Below are 20,975 nucleotides of genomic sequence, written 5' to 3' on the forward strand. Positions count from 1 at the left end.
ACATAAACGCAAAAGCCCAAAGTTATTAGCTTTGGGCTTATGTTCTAACAATGTGGTGACGACCAACCGAGCCGTGTTACATGGTTATTGTTTAAGGCTGCAATGTCATATGCAATATTGGAAAGGGCTTACCCAAATCATCAATTGGCGAGCGGGCATTAATGTGAAATCCCCTGTGTTGATAAAAACCAACAGCTTGAGGGTTTTGCTCATTTACATCCACTTTTGTTGCCGCTAACTGATCAATGGCATAGTTCAACAATAATGTACCAATGCCTTTACCGCGTGCCGCATTAAGCACAAACAGCATTTCAATTTTGTTTTGATGAACGCCAATAAATCCTAATATTGCACCCAAATCATTTTTAATACGCTTTAGCGTTACCGCTGGAAACGCCTGCGTTAAAATAATGGGTTTAAAATACGCAATGTCCTGTTCTGTAATAAAGTCATGCGTTGCTCGGACTGAATTTTCCCAAACAGCTAGCAATTCTGCGTAGTCGTTAGGAAGCACATTTTCTACAATCATGGTATTTCTCTTTGTGACTGAAATTGATGTGCAGCCGCGAAAAATTAGTTTACCCCGTGAAACAGCATAAAGCGATGTATTTAAGTTTTGCTCATATTTAAGCGCTAGAGCGTAAAGGTCAACACACTCTGGTATAAACACTCTATTTATTAGTTAAATTTGTTCTTATGAAGAAATTTCAGCGTGTTAGCCTAGACTTATAACGTGGTTAAATTTGAGGCGAAAAAAGTGCGCATTTTGTTACTTGTATTGCTGCTCCCCACGTATTGCCTAGCTGAAGTGATCAATTGGATTGTGGTTGATTACCCTCCTTACTATATTTTAAAAGGCGAATACATGGGTCAGGGAAGAGACGAGCAAGTAATTGATTTGGTTTCTAAAAAATTAGTGGGTTATAAATTTAAACGTCATGTTATGCCGGCAAGTAGAGCGGTGAAAGCGCTTGGCAGGAGTGACCAGGTATTTTGTATGGCGTCTTTGTATCGCAATCAAGAACGCGAGCAGTTTATTAGCTTTACCGAGCAATATTCTACACTTGGGTTATCGCCTGCTATTGCCATGCGTAAATCATCGGTTGATAAATTAGAACTTGGCAACAGTACTGATGTGTCGTTGCGTTATTTAATTTTAAATCACGGTTTAACCGTAGGCACCACACTTAATCGGTCATACAGTAAAGAAATAGATGCAATACTAAAATCATCGCCTAGCGAACAGCTATCAACTCGCGCAGGCCGCGACTCGCTTGAAAGCTTAACCTATATGTTATTAAAAGGGCGGGTGGATATTATTTTGGGCTACCCCAGCGAACACGCCTATTTAAGCAAATTGATGGACGCCAATAATGAGCTAACGCAACTGAGCGTGCAAGAAGCTAAAGCGGTAGCAACCGGGTATATTGGTTGTAGCAAAAACCCGAAAGGCGACATTGCAATTAAAGCGATTGATGAAGCGCTTGCAAAGCTTAACCACAGTAAGCATTTTACAACTGTAATGCTGCGTTGGTTACCACAGCATATGGCTCCGACATTAAAACCGTATTTAAGGGAATATTAGCGTTTGGTTAGGCTTTGTTAGTGGTGTTAGGTGTAATTAGCGGTATTAGGTGCGTGGTGTTTTTTAATTGTTAGCAATACATGTTTACGGTTTCAATGCTCAAGTACAATTTAAATTTTCAAACAAACGTCAGCAAGTAACGTGCTAGTCATCCATGTAAGCCCTTTTACGTGAAGTTTATTCTCGTGTTCATAACTTTGCTTTGGGGTTTAGTTGAGCGGAAAAGACTTTTAGCAACAGTCTGCAAAGTTGGCAATGCGCGAAAAGCGGCCATAAAAAATTATTTTTCAGCACTGATTTTATGCTCAGTTGCTATGCGTTTCTCCTATATTCAGGAAAACGACCCATTAGGTCGTTTTTATCCTTTTCATAATTTTTATATTGATTAAAAGTATAACTGTAGCAACACGTTAGTTAGTGTGTTAGAACTGGTACAATGATAAAAATGACCCGTGGCTCGGTAGAAAAACGACCCAATGGGTCGATATTAAATTGTTATACCAGAGTGATACATCCCTTCTGTAGTGAGTAGTAGAGGGTTTTTTAAAACCAAAAGGAGATACTATGAACAACATACAATTCCCGTGGCCAATTAATATTAAAGCCCAAGGTAATATTAACAATACTGATATTATTGTTAATGGTGCTGGAGTGATTCGAACTCTAGGAGTTTACGAGTCAATATTAAATTTCAATAAAATACCTCCAAAATTTCATCCAAGCGCTATAGCTACTTTTATAGTTAGCAATTGTTGTGGCGCCGGCGCATCCACCAGAAACGGTGGAAAAAATATGACTTCTATGGGAGTCATTGAGTACGAAGTTGAAAGGAGGTTAGAGCTTGCAGGGGGTCTAATCAATATGCATGGAAAAGCCTACTATACAAATGAGGCACTTGTTTTGGATATTGATATAGAAGGAAATATTGACCTACCGGATGATCTGATAGGCCACTCGGTGTATTTAAAAAAAGTGTACCCATCAGAGTGTAAATCCAAAGCGTTTGGCGTTGGGGAAGGTTCTTTGTTTAGGGCTAATGGTGAAGATGTTCCCCTTACAATTAATACCAAATACAATCTCACCCCATCTGTACTCCCTAATCCCTTAGAGGCACCGGAGTACCGTATAGCTACTGAAGATGGAGTTTTGAACGGTAATTCATACTCCCTACGAATTCACTCAATTTTTGACGGGATTAACACCATGGAAGGCGTTACCCAAAAATCATGTTGTTTTGAGTGATATAGTATAACAAAGCTGTCAATGGGACATTTTTTGCTTCGCTCCGTTTTGCGGTGGCTACGCCATTTTTCCGCAAAACTCCACTACACAAAAAATGCCCATTACAGCGGCGTTAGCCATACATAAGGATCTGCATGAGCGTTGTTGCAAAGGTTAAAAAATCAGTCTGGAATCTTGGTGCAGCTTTATTCTTTATTTGGTTTGGATTTAAGGCCCTGGGATACGGAATGGATCTTTTAGGAATTGAAGGCCCATCATTATGCTCTTATACCGACGTCGCGGAATTTACTTCGCCGAATGGTAAAAAAATTGCGAAGCTTGGTTATTCAGATTGTGGAGCAACAACTAACTGGCAAACTGGAGTAAACATCGTAGATGTAGAATCAGGTAAAGAGTATAACGGATTCTTCGGATTGGACGGTAAGCCTGAGAATTTAAAAGTGGTCTGGACCTCAGATATTGAATTAACGTTTAGTCACTTTCCAGTAGATAGGTTACTTTGGTTCAACCAAGACTATATGTCAGGTGTAAAAGTAAAAATCGAGGCCAGTATGGCTAACAAACAAATTCATCCGACGCCAAACAGCTGCACGGCTGATTAGGGCGTTATGTTTCTAGGCAAGTATGCGTAAATTTTTAGTTGGGACCTTAATTTTAACAAGTTGGAATGTTATGGCTTCGTATAGTTTGCATATTGAGCGTGAAAATCGAATTTCCGAAAGTGAATGGTTAGCTATTTGTGACAGTGACTCTTCATTACGTGTCCAACATACTGCCAAAGCAACGACCCCACAAACGGGTGAGACTATAGAAATTCAAACACCAAATAGTTGCGTTTGGACGAGCCCAATCTTACGAAGAAAGTATCATTTTACTTACGCCAATGGCAGTATTACCTTGGGTAGTGATAAAGCTCAAATCAAAAAAGCTAAACAGCTAGCGCAACTTCTGGATGCCAAAGTTGTTGGTGACGAAGGCGAAGAATACTAGAAACATAACATATTAATTAAACAATGGACGTAAAACAGCAGGCTTGTGCTCCTTCGTCGCTAATTTTAGCCTGCTATTTTGTGCCGTTTACGGCAAGCGTTATGTACCTAAAGGGAGCCAGTAAGTGTCGAAATCTGTTGCGATTACCATTGAAAGCGAATTCACTAGAGTAGAGTTCTTGAAAAATAGAACACCTGAAACTACAGATGAAGAAGCCAAAAATGCATTTGCACTGTTATCTGAATATAGAGATGGCGGAATATACGTGGCTCACTATTCTGGTTATAGTGAATGGGAAAGGCATGTAAATGGTGACGAATTCGTTCAGGTTTTGGACGGTGAAACGACATTGATTCTTTTAAGTGGAGAAAAAGAGCTACGCAACGAATTATCATCTGGTCAAATGCTGGTTATCCCTAAAGGTGTATGGCATCGGTTTGAATCACCTATTGGTGTGAAAGTAATGACAATTACGCCTCAACCAACGGAGCACAGCATAGATAAACCAAACGGTACATAACAAGCTGTTGCAGGAAGGGGCTTTTAACAGTTGGCTTCCCTCACTGCGTTTTTTATTTTAGTCAACTATTAAAAGCCCCTGAACGGGGCGTTGGTATGACTCCCACTGTCAAGTTAAACACACTGATCCTTGCCTAACTTTAAGCCATAATCTTGAACTCGAATTAGAGCGAGTTAACGCATAGGATGAAGCAAGTAATTTCGTCGGTTTTCATGCTGGTATTCGTTGATTATTACTATTTATAGTAACAGAGCAGACTTTACTTAATTCGACGTGGCACCTGTCTTCAGTCTATGTTCGTGGTTCAATGCTGCGTTAGCAGCATCGCCATCCTAACGCCGTCGGTGGTTGTGCCACACCCGATGCTTGACCCAATGCATTAACTCTAATTCGTTCATATTAAGCCGGTACTCTCGATAATCTTAATTTAGGATTTATCGGAGAGAGTACAATTTGTTTTGCGATTGCCCAGATATACGCAATCATTTCACGGGCAATGGCGGTGACAGCAAGGTTGTAATGCTTACCTTTGTTAATGAGCTTTTTGCAACGTTTACACAGTCTTAATTGTGCTTTCCAGGCGATATCAATAATCTGTTTTGGTAAGCCTTCTTGTCGCTTTTGTAGTTCAGTCGAGATGTTGGCAGCATGGCGGTAACTATGCGCACCTTCGACTAACAATCGTCTTGCTCGACCATTGCCGCATTTAGTAATTGCGCCAATATGCCTTTTACCGCCACTTGAGTGTTCACTTGGTACAAGGCCGAGGTAACTCATCAGCTTACGCGGATGGTCGAAGCGGGTTAAATCGCCAAGCTCAGCGACAACGCCTGCAGCCACAAGTAAACGCACACCACGCATCGCTTGGATTGCTTTAACAACGGGGTAATAACGCCATTGATAAACATGGTGTGTTAGTTCGTTATCAAGTCGCTCTAATCGTGCAATTCGCTCGTTTATAGTTTGAATAAACTCTTGTAAAACGATTTGCTGTGCAGGGTGTGGCAATACCAGTTCGGTGAGCCAACGTAAGTGTTTGAGAGACCAGTTTGCAGTACCCGCGTAGTTAATATTGTTGCGAAGAAGCAGTGCCTTAAGTTGGTACTTCGCATCTTTTAAATCCTTCATCGCGACTTCTCGAGCACGAGACAAATCTCGAATGGCTTCGTCTTCAGGCTCAGGTACATAAATAGGGGTTAAGTCCTCAGACTTAAGTAATTTAGCCAGTTTAAGTGCATCACGCTTGTCAGTTTTTACGCGCTCCCCTGGCTTTTTAGGAATAAGGGAAGGGGCAACCACGTAGCAGCAATGCCCAAGAGAAGAGATTAAGCGATAAATCCAGTATCCACAGGGGCCAGCTTCATAAACGAAATGCAGAGTTGCATGAGGATATTTTGACTCAAACTGACGAATGAGCTTCTTTATGGCTAATTTGGCTGAAGATATTCGTCCAAAGTGGATGGGTTGTGCCCCGCGATTGTCTTCAATATACGCTACTTCCACAAACTCTTTATGAGTATCTAAGCCAATGAAAAGTATGTTATGTTTAGTCATGCTAGCCTCTGCTATTTAGTTATTTGACAAACTAATTATGGCTCTGGCTTTAAGCTAACCCACGAAAATGCGGAGGCTAGCACCGTGTGGGAGTCATTATGTCTATATTTCACGGAGAGTCTGGTGATAGTTAAAGCATGGAATAATGGCGAACATAAAGCTACGGGCGCTGGATACGGAGTTAAATTATCAGTAGAAGATCGTGACTCCTTTTTCGATCCAGAATGGGAAACGGTATTCGTCACTTTACCCAATGGAGTTAAATTAGAAGCCAATGTTAAAAAAGCTTCTTTTTGGAATAACACCTGTATAGAGTTGATTAACAAAAAGTTCGGTCAATGGTTCATCGACAAAAACTTAGCACCTTGGGAGTCAGGCAAACCTCCCTCGTTCAAGCTAACACCAGATAAAAATAATGCTTTTGTGCTAAGTGAAATATAACAAATTAATTAAACAGTGGGACGCAAAACAGTAGGCTTGTGCTCCTTCGTCGCTAATTTTAGCCAAGCATTTCTGCGTCCATTAGTAAGGCGTTAACAGTACAAGGAAATGCAGTGAAATATCTACTATTGTTTGTCTTAATAACCTTTTCAAATCTTTCCTCTGCAGACAAATGGGGAAGTCCAGAAGTTACATCTGCTTTAAGCGAAAACTCTACAGTTGTGGTAAGAATCACACCCGGTGAAGGCTTTCTTAATCATGAACCAGATAGTTCAGAAAAAGCTTTTGCGAAAGCTCTATATTTTAAGTGGAATGGGATTGATGCTTATAATCTTTATCAAGAGGTGAAGTTAAAAAATCCTGCATCTCCAATTAAGGTTCTGGTAGCAGATGATGGTACATTAGTAACTATAGACAATTGGTATTCAACTGGTTCTGGAAAAGTTATTGTGATTTATGCACCTAATGGTGAGTTAATTAAGGAATACGAACTAGCGGAGCTTTTTCCAAATAAGATCGATTTTGATAAGTTGGGCCGTAGCGTATCTTCCATTCAATGGCGTTGCTTAGAGTTGGAGCCTGATTTACGTTATGGCTACTTATACGTACCTCATGTTTTAGGTGGTAGCTTACGCTTCAACTTAAAAACAGGAGTTTTAGATAAAATTCAACCTGATAGTATTTGTAAATAGTACTACTAACAAGCGCATATGCGGACGTTAAGTGCTCCGACGAAAGAGAGGTTAAATTGAAGCGTAGTGTTCAGTTTAAAATATATTTGGTTTTGTTAATCTTATGCATCATAGGCTACCAGTTCCAACATACAACCGTTGATGATTTCTTTGTTAACCCGTTTTATATTGGTAGCGTGGTGCTTGGTGTTTTATCAGTAGTTAAAACTTTAGGTTATACCTGTCAAAAGTGTCATAGAAATCAGGTTATGCAAGCTTTTTACAAATATCGCTTACCATCATCAAATTGTTATAACTGTGGTCACGATATTGATCAAAATCGCACCTAACTATGTAATAACGCATGGGCTAGTAACGCTTGGCTTTGTTCGTACCAAACAAATTTTAACTAAGGATTTTAGCCGGTTAGACAAGGAGTGCATCTAATGAATAAGTTATTAGCTCTTGTGGCATTTGTCTGCTTGAGTGGCTGTGGCATGTCCGATGAAGAAAAGATCCAAGAATTTAAGTCTCGGTGCTTACAGTATTCATCTGAATTTATTATTGATAACTCAGCTGTTGGAGAAGTAAATCTTGGTGAACACTCATTTGCCATTCGGGCTAACATAGCCAGCCAAAAAGTAATTTCTGGTGGGCATGACTCTAATATGCCTATTGGTTCTGCAGATCTTCCAGTGTTAGATCAGATATACGGACCTTCATATGTATTGCAACGGCTACTATTGGAGCCAACCAATATTAGTGAAGTGCGGTACAAATATAATAGAAAAAATGGAAAGCTAGAATCGCAAAGTTGCTATGAAAATACTCGGATCTCAGTAAAAACTGTAGAACAAGCTGATCAAACGTTTCTAGGGAACTGTGATATTACTCGAGTTCATGATGACGATTACCTAGCACGATACAACATACTTTACGCATATGGTGAAGTTGATGAATATGACATCAGGCCATTTATGTTTTGGGTAAATGACCGAGCTTCAGGTCAAGTATTAGCAGAGCAAATTTCTTTTCAGTTGTTACTTGGTGGTCTATCTGGTGAAAACAAAGTGCTTAAAGCATGGGGGGGTGCTCAAAGTGTGAGAAGTTGTAATCTGTCACCTCCAGATCAGCTTGTTAAGCGGGTTTTTCGCAAAAATACCTAACACGATTAGCTGTTAAAGGCGTTAGCACACTTCACCCTACAGCGAACTAAATGATATGGAATATTTAAATGAAATCTGTCTGTAAAACAATCTTTTTAGGACTTTCTTTAGTGGCAGTGATGTCTTGTTCTGATAGTGATCAACAAGCCGATCCTGATTTTGTTCCTAAGAATATTAAAAAGACGTTTTCGCAATCTAATAGCTCTGTGGTATTTATTGATGAGGCTCATAATAATTTTCTGACAAAAAATGGCCGATACAAGCCTTTTGCACAAGTTCTTTCTAGTGATGGTTATACGGTAAAATCTAGTAGTGAAAAGTTCACTTTAGCGTATTTGCAACAAGCGAATATATTGGTAGTAGCCAATGCGCTAGATAAAAATAGACGCGACTGGACTCCCCCGTTCACAAATGCATTTTACAGTAGTGAAGTTGAAGCCGTTAAACAGTGGGTAATACAGGGAGGCTCTCTTTTTTTAGTTGCCGATCACACCCCTTTTCCAAAAGTGATAGAGAACCTATCATCTGCTTTTGGCTTTGAATTTAGTAATGGTCATGTTCGTGATGCGTTGTTCCGTATCGATGATCAATCCCTTGCGAAACATTCGATTACCCAAGGTGACTCTCAATCAGAGCGAATCACTCAAGTTAAGTCGTTTGGTGGTTCTGCTTTTCAAATACCAGCGAAAGCACAACCTCTTTTAACTTTGGGTAAAAGGGCAACGTCTATCGTTCCAGAAATTCCTTTTCAAATAAATGCGAAAACTCCTAGGGTATCAATGAATGGTTGGCATCAATGTGCTGTTTTGGAAGTTGGTGAAGGGCGGGTTGCGGTGTTTTCTGAGGGCATGATGTTCTCGTCACAATTTGTAGCTGCAACAGGAAAAAAGTACGGTTTAGAATCTAATGGCGCGGAACAAAATGAACAATTTTTACTAAATGTTATGCACTGGCTGTCAAGGTTAATGTAACCGATGCTTGTGCTCTGCATGCTAATATGCCGTTTAAAAGGATAAACTGCAGGCTGTAGCCTTTGCGACAAACCAGCTTTAATTCTTTTCGGCAAGCTAACTAACAATCATTTTCTAGCTGTGTATTTACTTCATACAATAAAAATTTGAGTAACCATTACACCCTCGTGGAGCGGTGTTTAATTCGGCTGAGGGCGACTGGGGTAATGCCAAGGTATTTTGCGATATCGTTTTGTGTAAGCTTGTTTACAAGTTCAGGTTCTTTTTCTTTAAAGCGCGTATAGCGCTCCTCCGCTGGCAGCATTAAAAACTCAAATTCGCGCTGCTCTTTTTTCATTGAGTGATTTAACAGCATGGCAATGACGCTTTGCGCTAGCGTATGGGATTGCGCGATACAATGTTGTAGGTCGTTAAAATTAAAACGGATTAATTCGCTTGGCGCGAGTGCAATTAAGTTAAACGTGCAATGTGTGTTTGCCGTAACCGCACTAATACTGCCAATCACGTTATTACATTGAATAAATGACTTTATGGTTTCTTTGCCATCATCACTTAAGTAATAGGCTTTGAGCAGGCCGCTTTTTACAAAATAAAGGCAATTGCTTGAGTCGCCTTGGTAGAACACATGTTGCCCTTTTTCGAGCGACTGCGCTACGCCATGTTTTGCTATAAATTCTTCTAAATTCATCCTTTTTAATTCCCATATCCTTTTGCTTATTAGCGCGTAACGGTCAACTTAGCGCGTAACGGTCAACACGTTTTAGCTATTCTACAAACTAATTGCCTTTTTTGATCAGTTTTTTGTGATTTTTAACCTAGGTTAATGCCGCTGATTGCCTGTTTTCATAGTGTTAATGCCAATTTCAAATGGCATAAAAGGGAAACTATGAAGCTTATCAATAAAACCATTGTGGTAACGGGCGGCACGTCGGGAATTGGCTATCAATTGGTTAAACAACTGGCTGCGCACAACACCGTATTGGTGATAGCGCGAAACAGTGAGCGGCTAAAACCATTAGCGCTCGAATTTAAAACGCTTATGGCCTACGAGTGTGATTTAGCACAGCCTGAAAGTTATGTGTCGGTGGTGAATAACATTACGCAGCGCCATGGTGCAATTGATGTATTGATTAATAACGCGGCAATTCAAAACATAGCCTGTTTTACCGACCCAATGTTCAACTATGGCATGTTACGCACCGAAGTGGATGTTAATTTTACCGCGGTGTGTGCGTTTAGTTATTTGTTTTTAGCCGCATTACAGAAAAGCACTTCGCCTGCTTTTATCGTTAACATTAACTCGGGATTGGCACTTGCTCCAAAAACAAACTCGGCGGTGTATTGTGCCAGTAAAGCCGCGGTTAACACCTTTTCAAAAAGCCTAGGCTACCAATTAGCCAACACCAATGTTGAGGTGTTGCAGGCATTTTTACCATTAGTGGATACGCCTATGACCAAAGGGCGGGGGAGCGGCAAAATAACTGCACAACACGCTGCTCGTGAGATTATTCACGGTATAGAAACCAAGCAATTAGAAAACAATATCGGTAAAGTTAAGTTATTGCGTGGATTATTGCGGTGTTTTCCCTCAATGGCTTACAACATGATGAAAGGATACTGATATGTTAAAACAATTTATAAAACGAAAAGCCATAGTAGCAAGCGTAACATCGGCATTAACGTTTGCGCCTGTGGCACAGGCAAATAAAAGCGAGCTAACCGTACACGTGACAAACATTGATACAGCACGCCCTGGCGACATTGTATTGATGATTTTTAATGAGACTGGTTTTCCCAAACAGCATGATAAAGCAATTTACACATTAGCAACGCCTGCAGATAACACGCAATTACGCTTTCACCTTGAGCTTGAGTTACCAGTGTTTGCGGTGAAAGTGCTGCACGACGAAATTGGCGACCGCAAAGTCACCAAGAATTGGACTGGCATTATTCCTTCAGAAGGACTTGGATTTTCAAATGGTGCCACGTTAAGTTGGCGGGGAGCACCTACGTTTAAAAACGCTGCGATAGTGGGTGATAGCCAAACGTTATCACTGACAATTCCGGTTATTTATCCGTAGGAGGAAATATGACTTCTTTAGTTAAGGTTATGCTGACATTAGCGATATTTTTTGCCTCGACTTTCGTTATTTTAAAATCAACCGGCTTGGTAACCGTCTCAAAAGTAGAAGCGTGGTTTGAAATAGCCAAATCGGTTGATGCAATTTATGTTTGTGTTGTTATTGTATTACTGCTGTTTGCAGACTTATTTATTGCTATTCCAACGTTAACTGTGATGTTGCTAGCAGGGTTTATTCTTGGCCCATTAGTTGGGTCGATAAGCGCTGTAATAGGCTTGAGCCTTGCGGGAGGTTGTGGTTATGGCTTAAGTAGGCGTTACGGTCACTTTCTTTTGAACTTTTTAGTAAACGATCAGCAAAAACAAATTGATGCAGTAACTATGTTTCAGCAACATGGCGCAGTAGTGATTTTACTTTCAAGAGCGACGCCAATTTTGCCCGAAGTTTCAGCGTGTATGGCGGGTATGACCAAAATGCCTTTTATGAAGTTTTGCATTTTGTGGTTGGTGAGTACGGTACCTTATGCTGTTATTGCCTGTTATGCCGGTTCGATTAGTTCGGTTGAAAATCCCAAACCTGCAATTTTTACCGCAATTGGTTTAACCGCGTTATTTTGGAGTGGTTGGTTTGTGTTTAGCAAAGTAACGAAAGCGAAACGCCAGCTATTAACGTAAAGAGTGTTAACCGAGTTGAGGCTAAACTGCATGTTTGTGCATTTCGCTGTTGTAATCTACTACGCAGTTTCGGCCTTGCTCTTTGGCTTTATATAGTGCGCTATCAGCTTGGTGAAATAGCGTTTCAATAGAAAAATTATCAAACTCATCACAACAGCTAACGCCAATTGATGCGGTTAAAAATTGCGAAATCAAAGACGTTTTATGCTCAATGGCAAGTTCCTCTATTGCTTCGCGTATGGCGTATGCCATATTGCGTGCATCACTTTGGCACGTGTTGAGCAGCACAACCACAAACTCTTCGCCGCCATAGCGAGCAATTACATCATTTTGTCGGCGAGTATGGTGTTTTAAGGTTTTAGCCACGTGTTTTAACGCCAAGTCACCTTGCTGGTGGCCGTAGCTATCGTTGAATTTTTTAAAGTAATCAACATCTAGCATGATCACACTAATTGGCATAGCCGATGGTGTTAATTGTTCTAACACTTGCATCATGGCGCGGCGGTTAGCAATGCCAGTGAGCGGATCGGTATCACTTAATCGTTTTAATTGGCGGTTGTTATGTTTTAGTGCATGTTGTTGCACATGTACTTTATTAAATAACACATCAATAAGCAGCGCTAAACGGCCTATTTCGTCGGTGCGTTCTAAGTTTGTTGTGAGTTGAAAATTACCGCGATCCATTACTTCCCTGACGGTGGCTTTGAGCTTATTGAGCGGTTCAATAATCATAATGGTAAGAATAAAATAGATAATAAGCAGTACGACCAACGACATTAATAGCGCCATAACCATTGACATTTCAAATGGGCTGTCATCAAACATTCGCTTGGGTGTGGGATAACTCAGGATCAACGCTGGCTTATTGAATATGTCATTAAATTTCACATGAATATTCGAAAGTTTGGTGCGAATATGGGTTTGTGCATCCAGCTGGTTAAAATCGATAACAGGCGTTGAGGCGGAGAAAGTGTCAGCTTGCGCGGCAGTTATTGTAGTTTGGGTTATTTCGCTAAGTTGGTGCGCAATTTTGCCATCAAAATAACTCCAAACTAACATTGTGCCGGCTAAGTCACCCACGCCCGATGATGGTAAAACACTCCCGCTTACGAACAAAATAAGTCTGTCATTAAGGGTAATTAGCCCTTGTTTAAACAGTGTTTGTTGTCCGTTGTTTATCACTTCTTGCTTGCTGATCAGCAAGTTTTTTTTAAGGCTTGGCGGCAGTGATTTAAAAGGGGAACTTGATAGCGGATTGTTGTTTTGATCTATCGCTAATTCGTCAATTAGCATTTGGTTTTTATCAAAAAAACTCATGCCATTTATTTTTAGTGAAACAAACGATTTAGGAATAAAAAAGTTAGTTTCCAAATAGTCTAAATCACGCGTCAGGATCACGTTGTAAAGCTCATCCCACACGGCGTTATCGTACACCAGCATTTCAAGTTCGTTATACACTCTAAGCAGTGCAGAATTGAGTTTGTAAATATCCTTTTTATCTTTTTCTACTTCCAGTGCGACTAGTTGCGGAATGGTCCAATACTGGCGGATCACCAAGTGCACGCTTGAAAATGCAAGTAGCATAATCACGAATACAAGTAGTAACTTAATACGCAAACTTCGCGCGATAAAATTAAACATATACAAGCCTGTAGCAAAAAATGTGAGAGTAGCGCGATGTGGCTTAACACACGTATTTATGAGTATAGGAAAGTATTTAACTTTGCGCCGAGCAAGCGAGTGTAAATCGTCAATTTCAAGCGTTATTAACGAACGCGCTTTTAGCGCCTATTTACTCTGATTTTTTGCGTTAAATTTTTACTCTAATATTTGGCTAAAAGAGGAGGGGGTACCAAAGGTGATTAGTCGTTTTACTTCTGTGCAGGAAGTGTAATGGGGCTTTACACTTACGGTAAGCTGTATTTAACCTGAGTGAGTGGAGATTGGTTGGCACTCAATGAAGTTTTGCATTAAGTGCCAATTTTAAACTCGAGTTATACCATGAATTTACGAGAGTTCTCATTAAGATGTACGCTGGATTGTTCAAGCATTTCACTCGCGCCGTTGTCTGCCAATTTTTGGCTGATAACGCAAAGCCAACAAAAAACAGCTTACTTCAATAGATCGCGTAACAACACCGCTTTATTTGATGTTGTAAGCATGGCTTTGTTTTTGGGTAATTGTTTAAGTTTCTCGGCAACTTGCTTTTGTTCATCTAAGGTTAGCTCGCCATACATTCTAGGGTAAGGCCAGCCATAGCCCCAGCGAAATGTGGTAGGTAAAAATGGAGTGCCGCCAACGCGTACGCCTGCCAACATTAAATTTGCTATTTGTTTTTCACCCACTTCGGCAACACATATTTTAAGTGCCATATCGGCATCTTTACGTTGCTGATAACTGCCACCTTGCCAATATGCTAAATCGTGCGCAACACAGCAGTTGAGCCAAAGACTGTTTTGTTCAAACGTTCCGTCGGGAAAGGCGCTGCAACCATCACTGGTAAAGGGTTTGAGTTGACTTGCAAATACAACGTTAGCTGTAGATAAAAAGAAAATGCATATGATCAGTTTTAGCTTCACTTTATGCCATCGTATATTTAATCGTGTTAATTACGTGAGTATATCAGAAAAAGATTTTTAAATAATATTATATATTTAAGTGTGTGTTGTGTGTTTTTTATTCATCTGTGTTATACAAATAATATGGTTGTATTAATGACACCACGATTGGATAAATAGCGAAAAGTTTGATTGTTTGTTAAGGAGGCGCTTTGAAATTTTTACAGTTACTAGTTTTGGTTATTACATTACTAAATATACTTGGTTGCGACGGGGGAAAAGCAAAGCCTTCATATGCATTTCAATATACAGATGATGGGAAGATTATTGTTGATGAACGGAACTTTACCATTGCCGAAACAGATCTATACATGCTGAATCACTCTAACGAATATGAGGTAAACACGTTTAGACATTCTCGGGCAATGTCGAGTATCGATAATCAGTTTGTTGTGCGAGAAAACCGCGATGTTATGTACAGCCATGCGGTTGTAGATATTTCAAAAGGGGCAACATTAATAAACCCCGATTGGGATGTGTTTTCAGTGATTCAAGTTATTGATGAGAATCAATATACCATTGCGTCTATTTATCCTGGAGAGCAAAAAACATTTACACCAAAAGATGTAGCGCTTGGCAACCACTTATTTTTAAATATGCGAACTGGTGTTCGAACGCTTGATGAAGCGGGATATTTGGAGGCACATAAACATCAAAATAGTGTTGAGATAAAAAGTAATTCTGCTAATCCCTATAAAGCGAAAGGTTTTGATCAAACCAGCTTAGATGAAACGCGCAAAAGGCTTAAAGCTCGAATGGCAGAAGCAGATAAGCCCGAATTCTATTTTGGTAAGAAAGAAGAGGTTGAAGACAAGCAGTTTTTAATTGCATCGGCAGTGGGTATTTTTGGTTTACCTATTAAAGATGCAGCGTATTTGAATACGATTCAGCCAACAGGTAAGGCACTAGAGGGGGCCCCAAGTAAATTAACATTGCCCCCACCGCCATTAAATTATGAAAAAGGCGGGTTCTTTTCAGTTACCACATACGACAAAAAAGGTTGGATTGTTAAGGAAAACTTCGCGCTTAATAATACTACAGCACAAGCCAACGAAGTCGGGACCTACACCTTTTATTTTAACGCGCCCGAAAAAGCCAATAATATTGATGTGGTAAAGGACTGGACTATTTTAATTCGCTTGTATGCACCGAAAAGTGTTGATGACATTATGAATTATATGAAAGAAGCGGAAGCTAATATAAAAATTGAATCGTTAGAGTAACGCTATTCTTCTATGGTTTTGAGGTTGATGGTCGCCGATAAGAGCTTTAATAGCTCTTTTCTCGTTTTAGGGTTTCGGTAATGTGTTTAAAAACTCTTTATAGTGACAACTTGTTAACAATTGTGTTATAAAATTTTTCAAAAAAGGAGTTATACACATTGAATGTGGATGATGAAAAAGAACAAACTGCTACGGTAATTTGTTTTTTAATTGGTGGTTTAGTTTTAGCCACCGGAATTTATGATTTTTTCCATTACGACCTACATATTCGAGATCTGATAAACATAGTTGCTGTTTTTCTTATTCTTGTCGGCCTTGGTTTAGCACCAAAAACCTTTTTTACGCCGATTGGTAAACTGTTTTCAGCGTCTTATAAATTACCCACATTAGTGAATTCAAAAATACAGCAAAGCCTTATTATTAGTGGCGTGTTGCTAAGTCTGGTATGCATTATTTGGGGATATTGAGACAAAGTGAGCTAACTTAGCAGGCAATTAGGTTAGCAAAATAAGGCAAATATGAACGTATTTTTGTTAATTGCAGGCGGGTTAAGCGCTTGCGCCGCCTTGTTGCATTTGGCGTGCATTTACTTTGGTGCGCCTTGGTATCGTATGTTGGGCGCAGGTGAACAAATGGCAAGGCTTGCAGAGCAAGGCAGTCATCAACCTGCGCTTATTACGAGTGTTATTTTTGTGGTGCTCGCAATCTGGTCTGCCTATGCGTTTTCTGCGGCAGGACTATTTATAAAGTTACCTTTGCTGCGCTTGGCGCTGATTTTAATTACCTTTATATATTTGGCGCGCGGCATTGCGGGCTTTTTCTTTATTTCATCCCCTATCGGACGAAGCCCCGAATTTTGGCTTTGGAGCTCATTGATTTGCTTGGTATTTGGTCTGGTGCATTTGATTGGCATTAAACAAACATGGGCAACTTTATAGTGATTTTACAGATTTAAACTAAGCCGTTTGAGTTAGGTTTAGCGCATTATGGTCGTAATACCTCGTTTAATGTGCAAAAAGTACTGTGGCTTTTAACTGAACTTAATCTCGACTTTCAGCATAATGAGCTAGGCGGTCGTTTTGGTGGTTTAGACAATAGCGAGTTTAAACAGCTCAATCCGATGGGCAAAGTACCTGTATTGGTTGATAACGGGCGAGCTGTTTGGGAGTCGCATACTATATTTAGGTATTTAGCCGCGCAATACGGTAGCCCAACGTGGTATCCGGTATATGCGTTTGAGCGTTCGTTGTATGAACGTTGGCTCGATTGGTCGCAAACCATTTTTCAGCGTGCTTTTATGGGTACTTTTTGGGGATATTACCGAATGCCGCCTAACAAGCGCGATATGGTGATTGTCAACCGTCATTTAGACAGTTGCATCGATTGTTTAGCAACCATTAATAAGCAATTGCAGCAAACCTCTTACTTAGCAGGAAATACACTTTCACTTGCAGATATTGTTGTTGGCGCGGTGATTTACCGATTAACGTCGCAAGGTTTAGAGATACCCTTGCCAGAACATGTAAGTGATTGGTATCACGATCTTAAATCTCGCCCCGGTTATAAAACTTGGGTGATGAGTGATTTTACCGAACTAAAAGCCCGAGAAGACTTCTAACTCTATGATTCATCGATGGCAATCACATTAAAAGGAAGGTTTTGTGTATCAGTTATATTATTATCCGCTTAACGCCAGTATGGCACCGCATTTTATACTTGAAGCGCTGGGCGTAAAGTATGAGTTGATTAAAGTCGACAGAAAAAATAACCAACAAAAATCAATAGAGTATTTGGCAATAAATCCTGCGGGACGTATTCCTACCTTAATTGACAACGGCACTGCCATTTTTGAAAGCCCTGCCATTTGCATTCACTTAGCTGAAAATCATCCAGATGCGAATTTGATCCCGCCATTAGGTGATATTAATCGCCCGGTATTTTTCCAGTGGATGATGTATTTAACCAATACGATTCAAGCCGAACTTATGGTGTACTTTTACCCTGAAAAACACACCTTAGATGCACAGCATGCAACTCAGATTGTTGAGGCGCAAGAAGCACGCATTACCGATATGCTCGCGCTGCTTGATAATGAACTAAAACATAAAAATTATTTGGTTGGGCAAAGTGTTACGGCCTGTGATTTTTTCTTATTTATGTTGTGCGTGTGGGCTGATGAATTTAAAAAGCCACCGCTTGCGTTTAATAACCTAGCGCGTTTTTTAAAAAACCTCGCACAGCACAGTGCGATAAAAACTGTGTGTGAAAAAGAAGGGTTAAGCCTTCTCGATTATCAATCGTAGCGAGCGTGATTATGGCGTTAATTTATCAAGAAACCGTGCCAAACCCCGAGGAATTTTGCGAGATGCGCATTAAAGCAGGGCTTTCTGCAAAATCGCTAAAAGCGGCAAGCATTGCATTACCGAATAGTTTGTACGGCATTTCGATACGCGATGGTAAGCAGTTAATAGCAATGGGGCGTGTAGTTGGAGATGGCGCGTGCAATTTTGAAGTGGTGGATATTGCGGTAGACCCAGCCTATCAAGGTCGTGGCTTAGGCCGAGAGGTGATGCATTACATTGATAACTATTTAGCATCGGTCGCGCTTGAAGGCTCGTACGTGTCTATGATCGCTGATGAACCAGCCTTTTACGAAAAATTAGGTTATCGATTAGTTGCGCCGAAAAGCCAAGGTATGACAAAAAAATTTATTCCGATTAAAGAGTAAGTTGCAAAGCAAGCCCAATGCTTGCTTTGCAACGCTAAGTTAACGATTAATGACCAAATTTAACTCGAATGCCCGCATTAACCGTAAAGCCATCATTGCGAGACCAAATATCAGTCGTCCAACGCCCGCTTGGGTCTTGCTGTGGTAGCACGAGCGAATCCGTTTTTGTTTGACGTACATTGAGTAAGTTTTCTGCATTTAAAAAGTAACTTACTCTGCCAAAGGTAATTTGACCTAAAAGACCTAGGTGCCAATACGCCTCACTCTTGTCGCGGTATGGGTTATTTTCTAAGTGTTGTGTGCCTGTATAGTAAGCTTCAAAACCTACTAAATGACTGCCATGCTCTTCCCACATAATAACTGCACCTGCAGAATGCTTGGGTGTTAAATCAAGCGGTGTGCTACCAATGCCATTGCTATTTTGTTTACTGGCATCAAGATACAGATAGCTGCCGGTCAGTTTTATATCGTGCCAGCGATAGCGCAGTAATAACTCCGCACCACGAATATCAGTTTGTCCTTCGGCATTAGTGATGCGCACTGTTTTACCACCAAATTCTTCAGGGTTGATAGGCTGTAATTCAGTGACATTATCGATTTCAGAGGAAAATAAAGTAATACTCGACTCAATGTTATTAAGGGTGTAACTAATATCAATGGATGCGGTTGATGCGGTTTCTTCTTGCAAGTTTTCAAGCGGTGCTAGACGCGATAAACCAGTATCGTCAATGTCTTCAATAAACGGCGTAGGGGCAAAAAAACCTTTTCCGTATGAGCCGCGAATAGTCCAGTTTTCAGGGCGGTAGAGTATAGATGCGCGCGGGCTAAATTGGGTGCCATACTCGCTGTGCCAATCACTACGTGCACTCAGTGACATCGACACATCATCTGTTGCATCATAATCGATTTGAGAGAATAACCCGGGTACATGATAGCTGTAGTTAAACATAGCAAAGTCATCAGACTTAAATCGGTCTGATTGATATGCTGTGCCTATAAGCCATGCAAGAGAGTCAGCGTAGCCAGAGACACTTGATTCAAGTAAATAGCTTTTGTGACTGTCGTCTTCCAATACTGAGCCATACACATGTTGATGATCTTGCTGCATTGCAGAACCGCGAATATTGAGGTTCATCTCATTACTCAGTGGGCTATCAAAGATAAAACCGGTGTCGAGTCTTTGTGTATCTTGGTTTTGTGCATACGGATTACCATCTGGCATCACTGCGCCTTGTTTTGTACCGCCTTCACGGGTTTCGTGCATCGCACCAACAGTTACATACAGGTTAGCTCCGTGCTCGCTCTCCCAATACATGCGCGGTCTGACAGTGGCACGCTGATACTCTGCCATATCTAACCAGCCGTCGTTATCTAAGTCTTGCTGGTGTTGATTGTGCACGCCAGCGGTAACTGACACACGGGTTTTATCGTTAACTGGTGCGGCAAAATAGGCTGTAATATCTTGCCCGTCTTTTGAGGTGGCGTTCAGTAATACCTCGCCTTCAAATTCATCGTTTGGTGTACGCGAAATTAAATTGATAACGCCGCCCAACGCTGAACCGCCGTAAAGCGATGACGCTGAGCCTTTTATAATTTCCACATTAGCTAAATCGGTGGGCGGGATCTGTAATAAACCAATAGAGGCAGTTTGACCACCATAAAGCGGTAAACCATCGCTTAATAACTGGGTATAACGGCCGTATAAACCTTGTAAACGAATATTTGCGCTGCTAAGCGCAGGCGATGTATTTTGCACTCGCACGCCACCTGTTTCGGCCACCAACATCGAAATATTACCTGGTCGCATCAGTGCTTTTTCTTGGATTTCTTCGCCGTTAATTAGCTCAATACGGGTTGCAGATTCCGTGACGATGCGACCTAAACGGGATGCGGTCACTTGGATTTTTTCAATCGTCTTTTCGCCATGCTCGTGATGATGCTCATCATGATGGCCTTCACCAGCAACTAAAAGTGATGGCGATAGCATTAGCACGAGCGCTAAACGTGATTTTTTTGTGTACATTTTTACCTCAAATATATGCCGTGCACGCCTAAAAAGTGTGCATTAAAACCTTTTGTAACGGATTTTAAAGGGACTAACCCTAGGCACTAAAAATGGGAGGTCTAAATGGGGACTCTATTCGGCTGAGCGGTGAGCTCATATAGTGTTGGTTGAACGTGTTATTAATGAGCTGCACAGGATGCTGTGCCAGCGGTGACAAATATAAAAATGATGCGCAGGTATTGGCTGGACAAATACAGTCGCTTTCGCAGCATTCAACATCGCAACAGTCGTCACTCTCTTCGCTGCCGTTGGACGTGGCATCAATTTGCGAGCTAATAGTGTGAGTGTCATTAAGTGATTCTACCGATAGCGCAAAGTGGTTTGCCACTGCTTGACCAGTAAAGGCAAATAACAATGTTATTAATAAAACCAATTGTACGAATGGCTTAAACATATCACTCTCACATTAAATTCAGCGGTATTCTAAAAGGCTTTATGAAGAATGT

General features: G+C 40.7%; 25 protein-coding genes and 1 pseudogene. 19 read left to right on the top strand and 7 right to left on the bottom strand.

Annotated features, from left to right (window positions below; all coding sequences use genetic code 11):
- Nucleotides 1-91 precede the first annotated feature (91 nt).
- Nucleotides 92-529 (bottom strand): GNAT family N-acetyltransferase, encoded by a 438-nt coding sequence (locus ACHSBP_RS18470; protein WP_395390041.1) that lies wholly within the window; start codon nt 527-529, stop codon nt 92-94.
- Nucleotides 530-757: 228 nt separating this feature from the next.
- Between ACHSBP_RS18470 and ACHSBP_RS18475 the strand changes: the two genes are divergently transcribed.
- The 5 genes from ACHSBP_RS18475 (at nt 758) to ACHSBP_RS18495 (ending at nt 4,337) form a co-directional block, all read left to right on the top strand.
- Nucleotides 758-1,585, top strand: a complete 828-nt coding sequence (locus ACHSBP_RS18475; protein ID WP_395390042.1) for a TIGR02285 family protein — start codon at nt 758-760, stop codon at nt 1,583-1,585.
- Nucleotides 1,586-2,149: 564 nt separating this feature from the next.
- Nucleotides 2,150-2,827 (top strand): hypothetical protein, encoded by a 678-nt coding sequence (locus tag ACHSBP_RS18480; protein ID WP_395390043.1) that lies wholly within the window; start codon nt 2,150-2,152, stop codon nt 2,825-2,827.
- Nucleotides 2,828-2,961: 134 nt separating this feature from the next.
- Nucleotides 2,962-3,429, top strand: a complete 468-nt coding sequence (locus tag ACHSBP_RS18485) for a hypothetical protein (protein ID WP_395390044.1) — start codon at nt 2,962-2,964, stop codon at nt 3,427-3,429.
- Between the two features lie 70 nt (nt 3,430-3,499).
- Nucleotides 3,500-3,817: a hypothetical protein gene (locus ACHSBP_RS18490; RefSeq protein WP_395390045.1), complete on the top strand. Its 318-nt coding sequence runs from the start codon at nt 3,500-3,502 to the stop codon at nt 3,815-3,817.
- Between the two features lie 124 nt (nt 3,818-3,941).
- A complete protein-coding gene (locus tag ACHSBP_RS18495; RefSeq protein ID WP_395390046.1) occupies nt 3,942-4,337 on the top strand; it encodes a cupin domain-containing protein in 396 nt (131 codons plus the stop codon).
- A 399-nt stretch (nt 4,338-4,736) separates the two neighbouring features.
- Here the strand turns inward: ACHSBP_RS18495 and ACHSBP_RS18500 are convergent, their stop codons facing one another.
- Entirely contained in the window at nt 4,737-5,891 is a 1,155-nt protein-coding gene (locus ACHSBP_RS18500) for an IS110 family transposase (protein WP_395390047.1), read from the bottom strand.
- Between the two features lie 123 nt (nt 5,892-6,014).
- Here ACHSBP_RS18500 and ACHSBP_RS18505 point away from each other — a divergent pair, with 123 nt between their 5' ends.
- The 4 genes from ACHSBP_RS18505 (at nt 6,015) to ACHSBP_RS18520 (ending at nt 9,140) form a co-directional block, all read left to right on the top strand.
- The gene (locus ACHSBP_RS18505) at nt 6,015-6,332 is read left to right on the top strand and encodes a hypothetical protein (protein ID WP_395390048.1); all 318 of its coding nucleotides are present in this window, start codon (nt 6,015-6,017) and stop codon (nt 6,330-6,332) included.
- A gap of 113 nt (nt 6,333-6,445) precedes the next feature.
- Nucleotides 6,446-7,024 (top strand): hypothetical protein, encoded by a 579-nt coding sequence (locus tag ACHSBP_RS18510; protein ID WP_395390049.1) that lies wholly within the window; start codon nt 6,446-6,448, stop codon nt 7,022-7,024.
- 425 nt (nt 7,025-7,449) lie between these two features.
- Nucleotides 7,450-8,169 (top strand): hypothetical protein, encoded by a 720-nt coding sequence (locus tag ACHSBP_RS18515; protein ID WP_395390050.1) that lies wholly within the window; start codon nt 7,450-7,452, stop codon nt 8,167-8,169.
- Nucleotides 8,170-8,237: 68 nt separating this feature from the next.
- Nucleotides 8,238-9,140, top strand: a complete 903-nt coding sequence (locus tag ACHSBP_RS18520; RefSeq protein WP_395390051.1) for a DUF4350 domain-containing protein — start codon at nt 8,238-8,240, stop codon at nt 9,138-9,140.
- Nucleotides 9,141-9,297: 157 nt separating this feature from the next.
- Here the strand turns inward: ACHSBP_RS18520 and ACHSBP_RS18525 are convergent, their stop codons facing one another.
- A complete protein-coding gene (locus ACHSBP_RS18525) occupies nt 9,298-9,828 on the bottom strand; it encodes a Crp/Fnr family transcriptional regulator (protein WP_395390052.1) in 531 nt (176 codons plus the stop codon).
- Between the two features lie 198 nt (nt 9,829-10,026).
- On the opposite strand from ACHSBP_RS18525, the gene ACHSBP_RS18530 reads away from it, so the two are divergent.
- From ACHSBP_RS18530 to ACHSBP_RS18540, 3 genes are read left to right on the top strand one after another with little or no spacing between them, the layout of a single operon-like run.
- Nucleotides 10,027-10,761 carry an SDR family oxidoreductase gene (locus ACHSBP_RS18530; RefSeq protein WP_395390053.1) on the top strand — a complete coding sequence of 245 codons (735 nt, stop codon included), beginning with the start codon at nt 10,027-10,029 and terminating at the stop codon, nt 10,759-10,761.
- A 1-nt stretch (nt 10,762) separates the two neighbouring features.
- Nucleotides 10,763-11,221 (top strand): DUF2141 domain-containing protein, encoded by a 459-nt coding sequence (locus tag ACHSBP_RS18535; RefSeq protein ID WP_395390054.1) that lies wholly within the window; start codon nt 10,763-10,765, stop codon nt 11,219-11,221.
- Nucleotides 11,222-11,229: 8 nt separating this feature from the next.
- Complete coding sequence (locus ACHSBP_RS18540) at nt 11,230-11,895, top strand: TVP38/TMEM64 family protein (RefSeq protein ID WP_395390055.1); 666 nt, start codon at nt 11,230-11,232, stop codon at nt 11,893-11,895.
- 21 nt (nt 11,896-11,916) lie between these two features.
- Here the strand turns inward: ACHSBP_RS18540 and ACHSBP_RS18545 are convergent, their stop codons facing one another.
- Together ACHSBP_RS18545 and ACHSBP_RS18550 are read right to left on the bottom strand one after the other, a co-directional pair.
- Entirely contained in the window at nt 11,917-13,536 is a 1,620-nt protein-coding gene (locus tag ACHSBP_RS18545; RefSeq protein ID WP_395390056.1) for a diguanylate cyclase, read from the bottom strand.
- Between the two features lie 470 nt (nt 13,537-14,006).
- Nucleotides 14,007-14,474, bottom strand: coding sequence for a hypothetical protein (locus ACHSBP_RS18550; protein WP_010558537.1), 468 nt, complete (start codon nt 14,472-14,474; stop codon nt 14,007-14,009).
- Between the two features lie 191 nt (nt 14,475-14,665).
- Here ACHSBP_RS18550 and ACHSBP_RS18555 point away from each other — a divergent pair, with 191 nt between their 5' ends.
- The 7 genes and pseudogenes from ACHSBP_RS18555 (at nt 14,666) to ACHSBP_RS18585 (ending at nt 18,464) form a co-directional block, all read left to right on the top strand.
- Complete coding sequence (locus tag ACHSBP_RS18555) at nt 14,666-15,736, top strand: DUF1254 domain-containing protein (RefSeq protein ID WP_395390057.1); 1,071 nt, start codon at nt 14,666-14,668, stop codon at nt 15,734-15,736.
- Between the two features lie 164 nt (nt 15,737-15,900).
- Nucleotides 15,901-16,203 (top strand): hypothetical protein, encoded by a 303-nt coding sequence (locus ACHSBP_RS18560; RefSeq protein WP_395390242.1) that lies wholly within the window; start codon nt 15,901-15,903, stop codon nt 16,201-16,203.
- A gap of 51 nt (nt 16,204-16,254) precedes the next feature.
- On the top strand, nt 16,255-16,674 hold the full coding sequence (locus ACHSBP_RS18565; protein WP_138632288.1) for a hypothetical protein: 420 nt from the start codon (nt 16,255-16,257) through the stop codon (nt 16,672-16,674).
- 59 nt (nt 16,675-16,733) lie between these two features.
- Nucleotides 16,734-16,937: pseudogene (locus ACHSBP_RS18570) on the top strand (glutathione S-transferase N-terminal domain-containing protein); the annotation flags it as partial.
- A 144-nt stretch (nt 16,938-17,081) separates the two neighbouring features.
- Nucleotides 17,082-17,354: a glutathione S-transferase family protein gene (locus ACHSBP_RS18575; protein ID WP_395390243.1), complete on the top strand. Its 273-nt coding sequence runs from the start codon at nt 17,082-17,084 to the stop codon at nt 17,352-17,354.
- A 43-nt stretch (nt 17,355-17,397) separates the two neighbouring features.
- Nucleotides 17,398-18,039, top strand: coding sequence for a glutathione S-transferase family protein (locus ACHSBP_RS18580; RefSeq protein ID WP_395390058.1), 642 nt, complete (start codon nt 17,398-17,400; stop codon nt 18,037-18,039).
- An 11-nt stretch (nt 18,040-18,050) separates the two neighbouring features.
- On the top strand, nt 18,051-18,464 hold the full coding sequence (locus tag ACHSBP_RS18585) for a GNAT family N-acetyltransferase (protein ID WP_395390059.1): 414 nt from the start codon (nt 18,051-18,053) through the stop codon (nt 18,462-18,464).
- 46 nt (nt 18,465-18,510) lie between these two features.
- Here ACHSBP_RS18585 and ACHSBP_RS18590 read toward each other — a convergent pair whose 3' ends face one another.
- Nucleotides 18,511-20,487, bottom strand: coding sequence for a TonB-dependent receptor plug domain-containing protein (locus ACHSBP_RS18590; protein ID WP_395390060.1), 1,977 nt, complete (start codon nt 20,485-20,487; stop codon nt 18,511-18,513).
- A 79-nt stretch (nt 20,488-20,566) separates the two neighbouring features.
- Entirely contained in the window at nt 20,567-20,923 is a 357-nt protein-coding gene (locus ACHSBP_RS18595; RefSeq protein ID WP_395390061.1) for a hypothetical protein, read from the bottom strand.
- Nucleotides 20,924-20,975: the final 52 nt, after the last annotated feature.

The sequence above is a fragment of the Pseudoalteromonas sp. XMcav1-K genome (assembly GCF_044005875.1).
GTDB classification, from domain to species: Bacteria; Pseudomonadota; Gammaproteobacteria; order Enterobacterales; family Alteromonadaceae; genus Pseudoalteromonas; species Pseudoalteromonas spongiae.

Excerpts from the sequence above, each read along its gene's own strand:
- ACHSBP_RS18585 (WP_395390059.1), top strand. The coding sequence starts at position 18,051 with ATGGCGTTAATTTATCAAGAAACCGTGCCAAACCCCGAGGAATTTTGC.
- ACHSBP_RS18525 (WP_395390052.1), bottom strand. The coding sequence starts at position 9,828 with ATGAATTTAGAAGAATTTATAGCAAAACATGGCGTAGCGCAGTCGCTC.
- ACHSBP_RS18535 (WP_395390054.1), top strand. The coding sequence starts at position 10,763 with ATGTTAAAACAATTTATAAAACGAAAAGCCATAGTAGCAAGCGTAACA.
- ACHSBP_RS18540 (WP_395390055.1), top strand. The coding sequence starts at position 11,230 with ATGACTTCTTTAGTTAAGGTTATGCTGACATTAGCGATATTTTTTGCC.
- ACHSBP_RS18545 (WP_395390056.1), bottom strand. The coding sequence starts at position 13,536 with ATGTTTAATTTTATCGCGCGAAGTTTGCGTATTAAGTTACTACTTGTA.
- ACHSBP_RS18515 (WP_395390050.1), top strand. The coding sequence starts at position 7,450 with ATGAATAAGTTATTAGCTCTTGTGGCATTTGTCTGCTTGAGTGGCTGT.
- ACHSBP_RS18480 (WP_395390043.1), top strand. The coding sequence starts at position 2,150 with ATGAACAACATACAATTCCCGTGGCCAATTAATATTAAAGCCCAAGGT.
- ACHSBP_RS18565 (WP_138632288.1), top strand. The coding sequence starts at position 16,255 with ATGAACGTATTTTTGTTAATTGCAGGCGGGTTAAGCGCTTGCGCCGCC.
- ACHSBP_RS18520 (WP_395390051.1), top strand. The coding sequence starts at position 8,238 with ATGAAATCTGTCTGTAAAACAATCTTTTTAGGACTTTCTTTAGTGGCA.
- ACHSBP_RS18590 (WP_395390060.1), bottom strand. The coding sequence starts at position 20,487 with ATGTACACAAAAAAATCACGTTTAGCGCTCGTGCTAATGCTATCGCCA.
- ACHSBP_RS18595 (WP_395390061.1), bottom strand. The coding sequence starts at position 20,923 with ATGTTTAAGCCATTCGTACAATTGGTTTTATTAATAACATTGTTATTT.
- ACHSBP_RS18490 (WP_395390045.1), top strand. The coding sequence starts at position 3,500 with ATGGCTTCGTATAGTTTGCATATTGAGCGTGAAAATCGAATTTCCGAA.
- ACHSBP_RS18530 (WP_395390053.1), top strand. The coding sequence starts at position 10,027 with ATGAAGCTTATCAATAAAACCATTGTGGTAACGGGCGGCACGTCGGGA.
- ACHSBP_RS18470 (WP_395390041.1), bottom strand. The coding sequence starts at position 529 with ATGATTGTAGAAAATGTGCTTCCTAACGACTACGCAGAATTGCTAGCT.
- ACHSBP_RS18500 (WP_395390047.1), bottom strand. The coding sequence starts at position 5,891 with ATGACTAAACATAACATACTTTTCATTGGCTTAGATACTCATAAAGAG.
- ACHSBP_RS18575 (WP_395390243.1), top strand. The coding sequence starts at position 17,082 with ATGGTGATTGTCAACCGTCATTTAGACAGTTGCATCGATTGTTTAGCA.
- ACHSBP_RS18485 (WP_395390044.1), top strand. The coding sequence starts at position 2,962 with ATGAGCGTTGTTGCAAAGGTTAAAAAATCAGTCTGGAATCTTGGTGCA.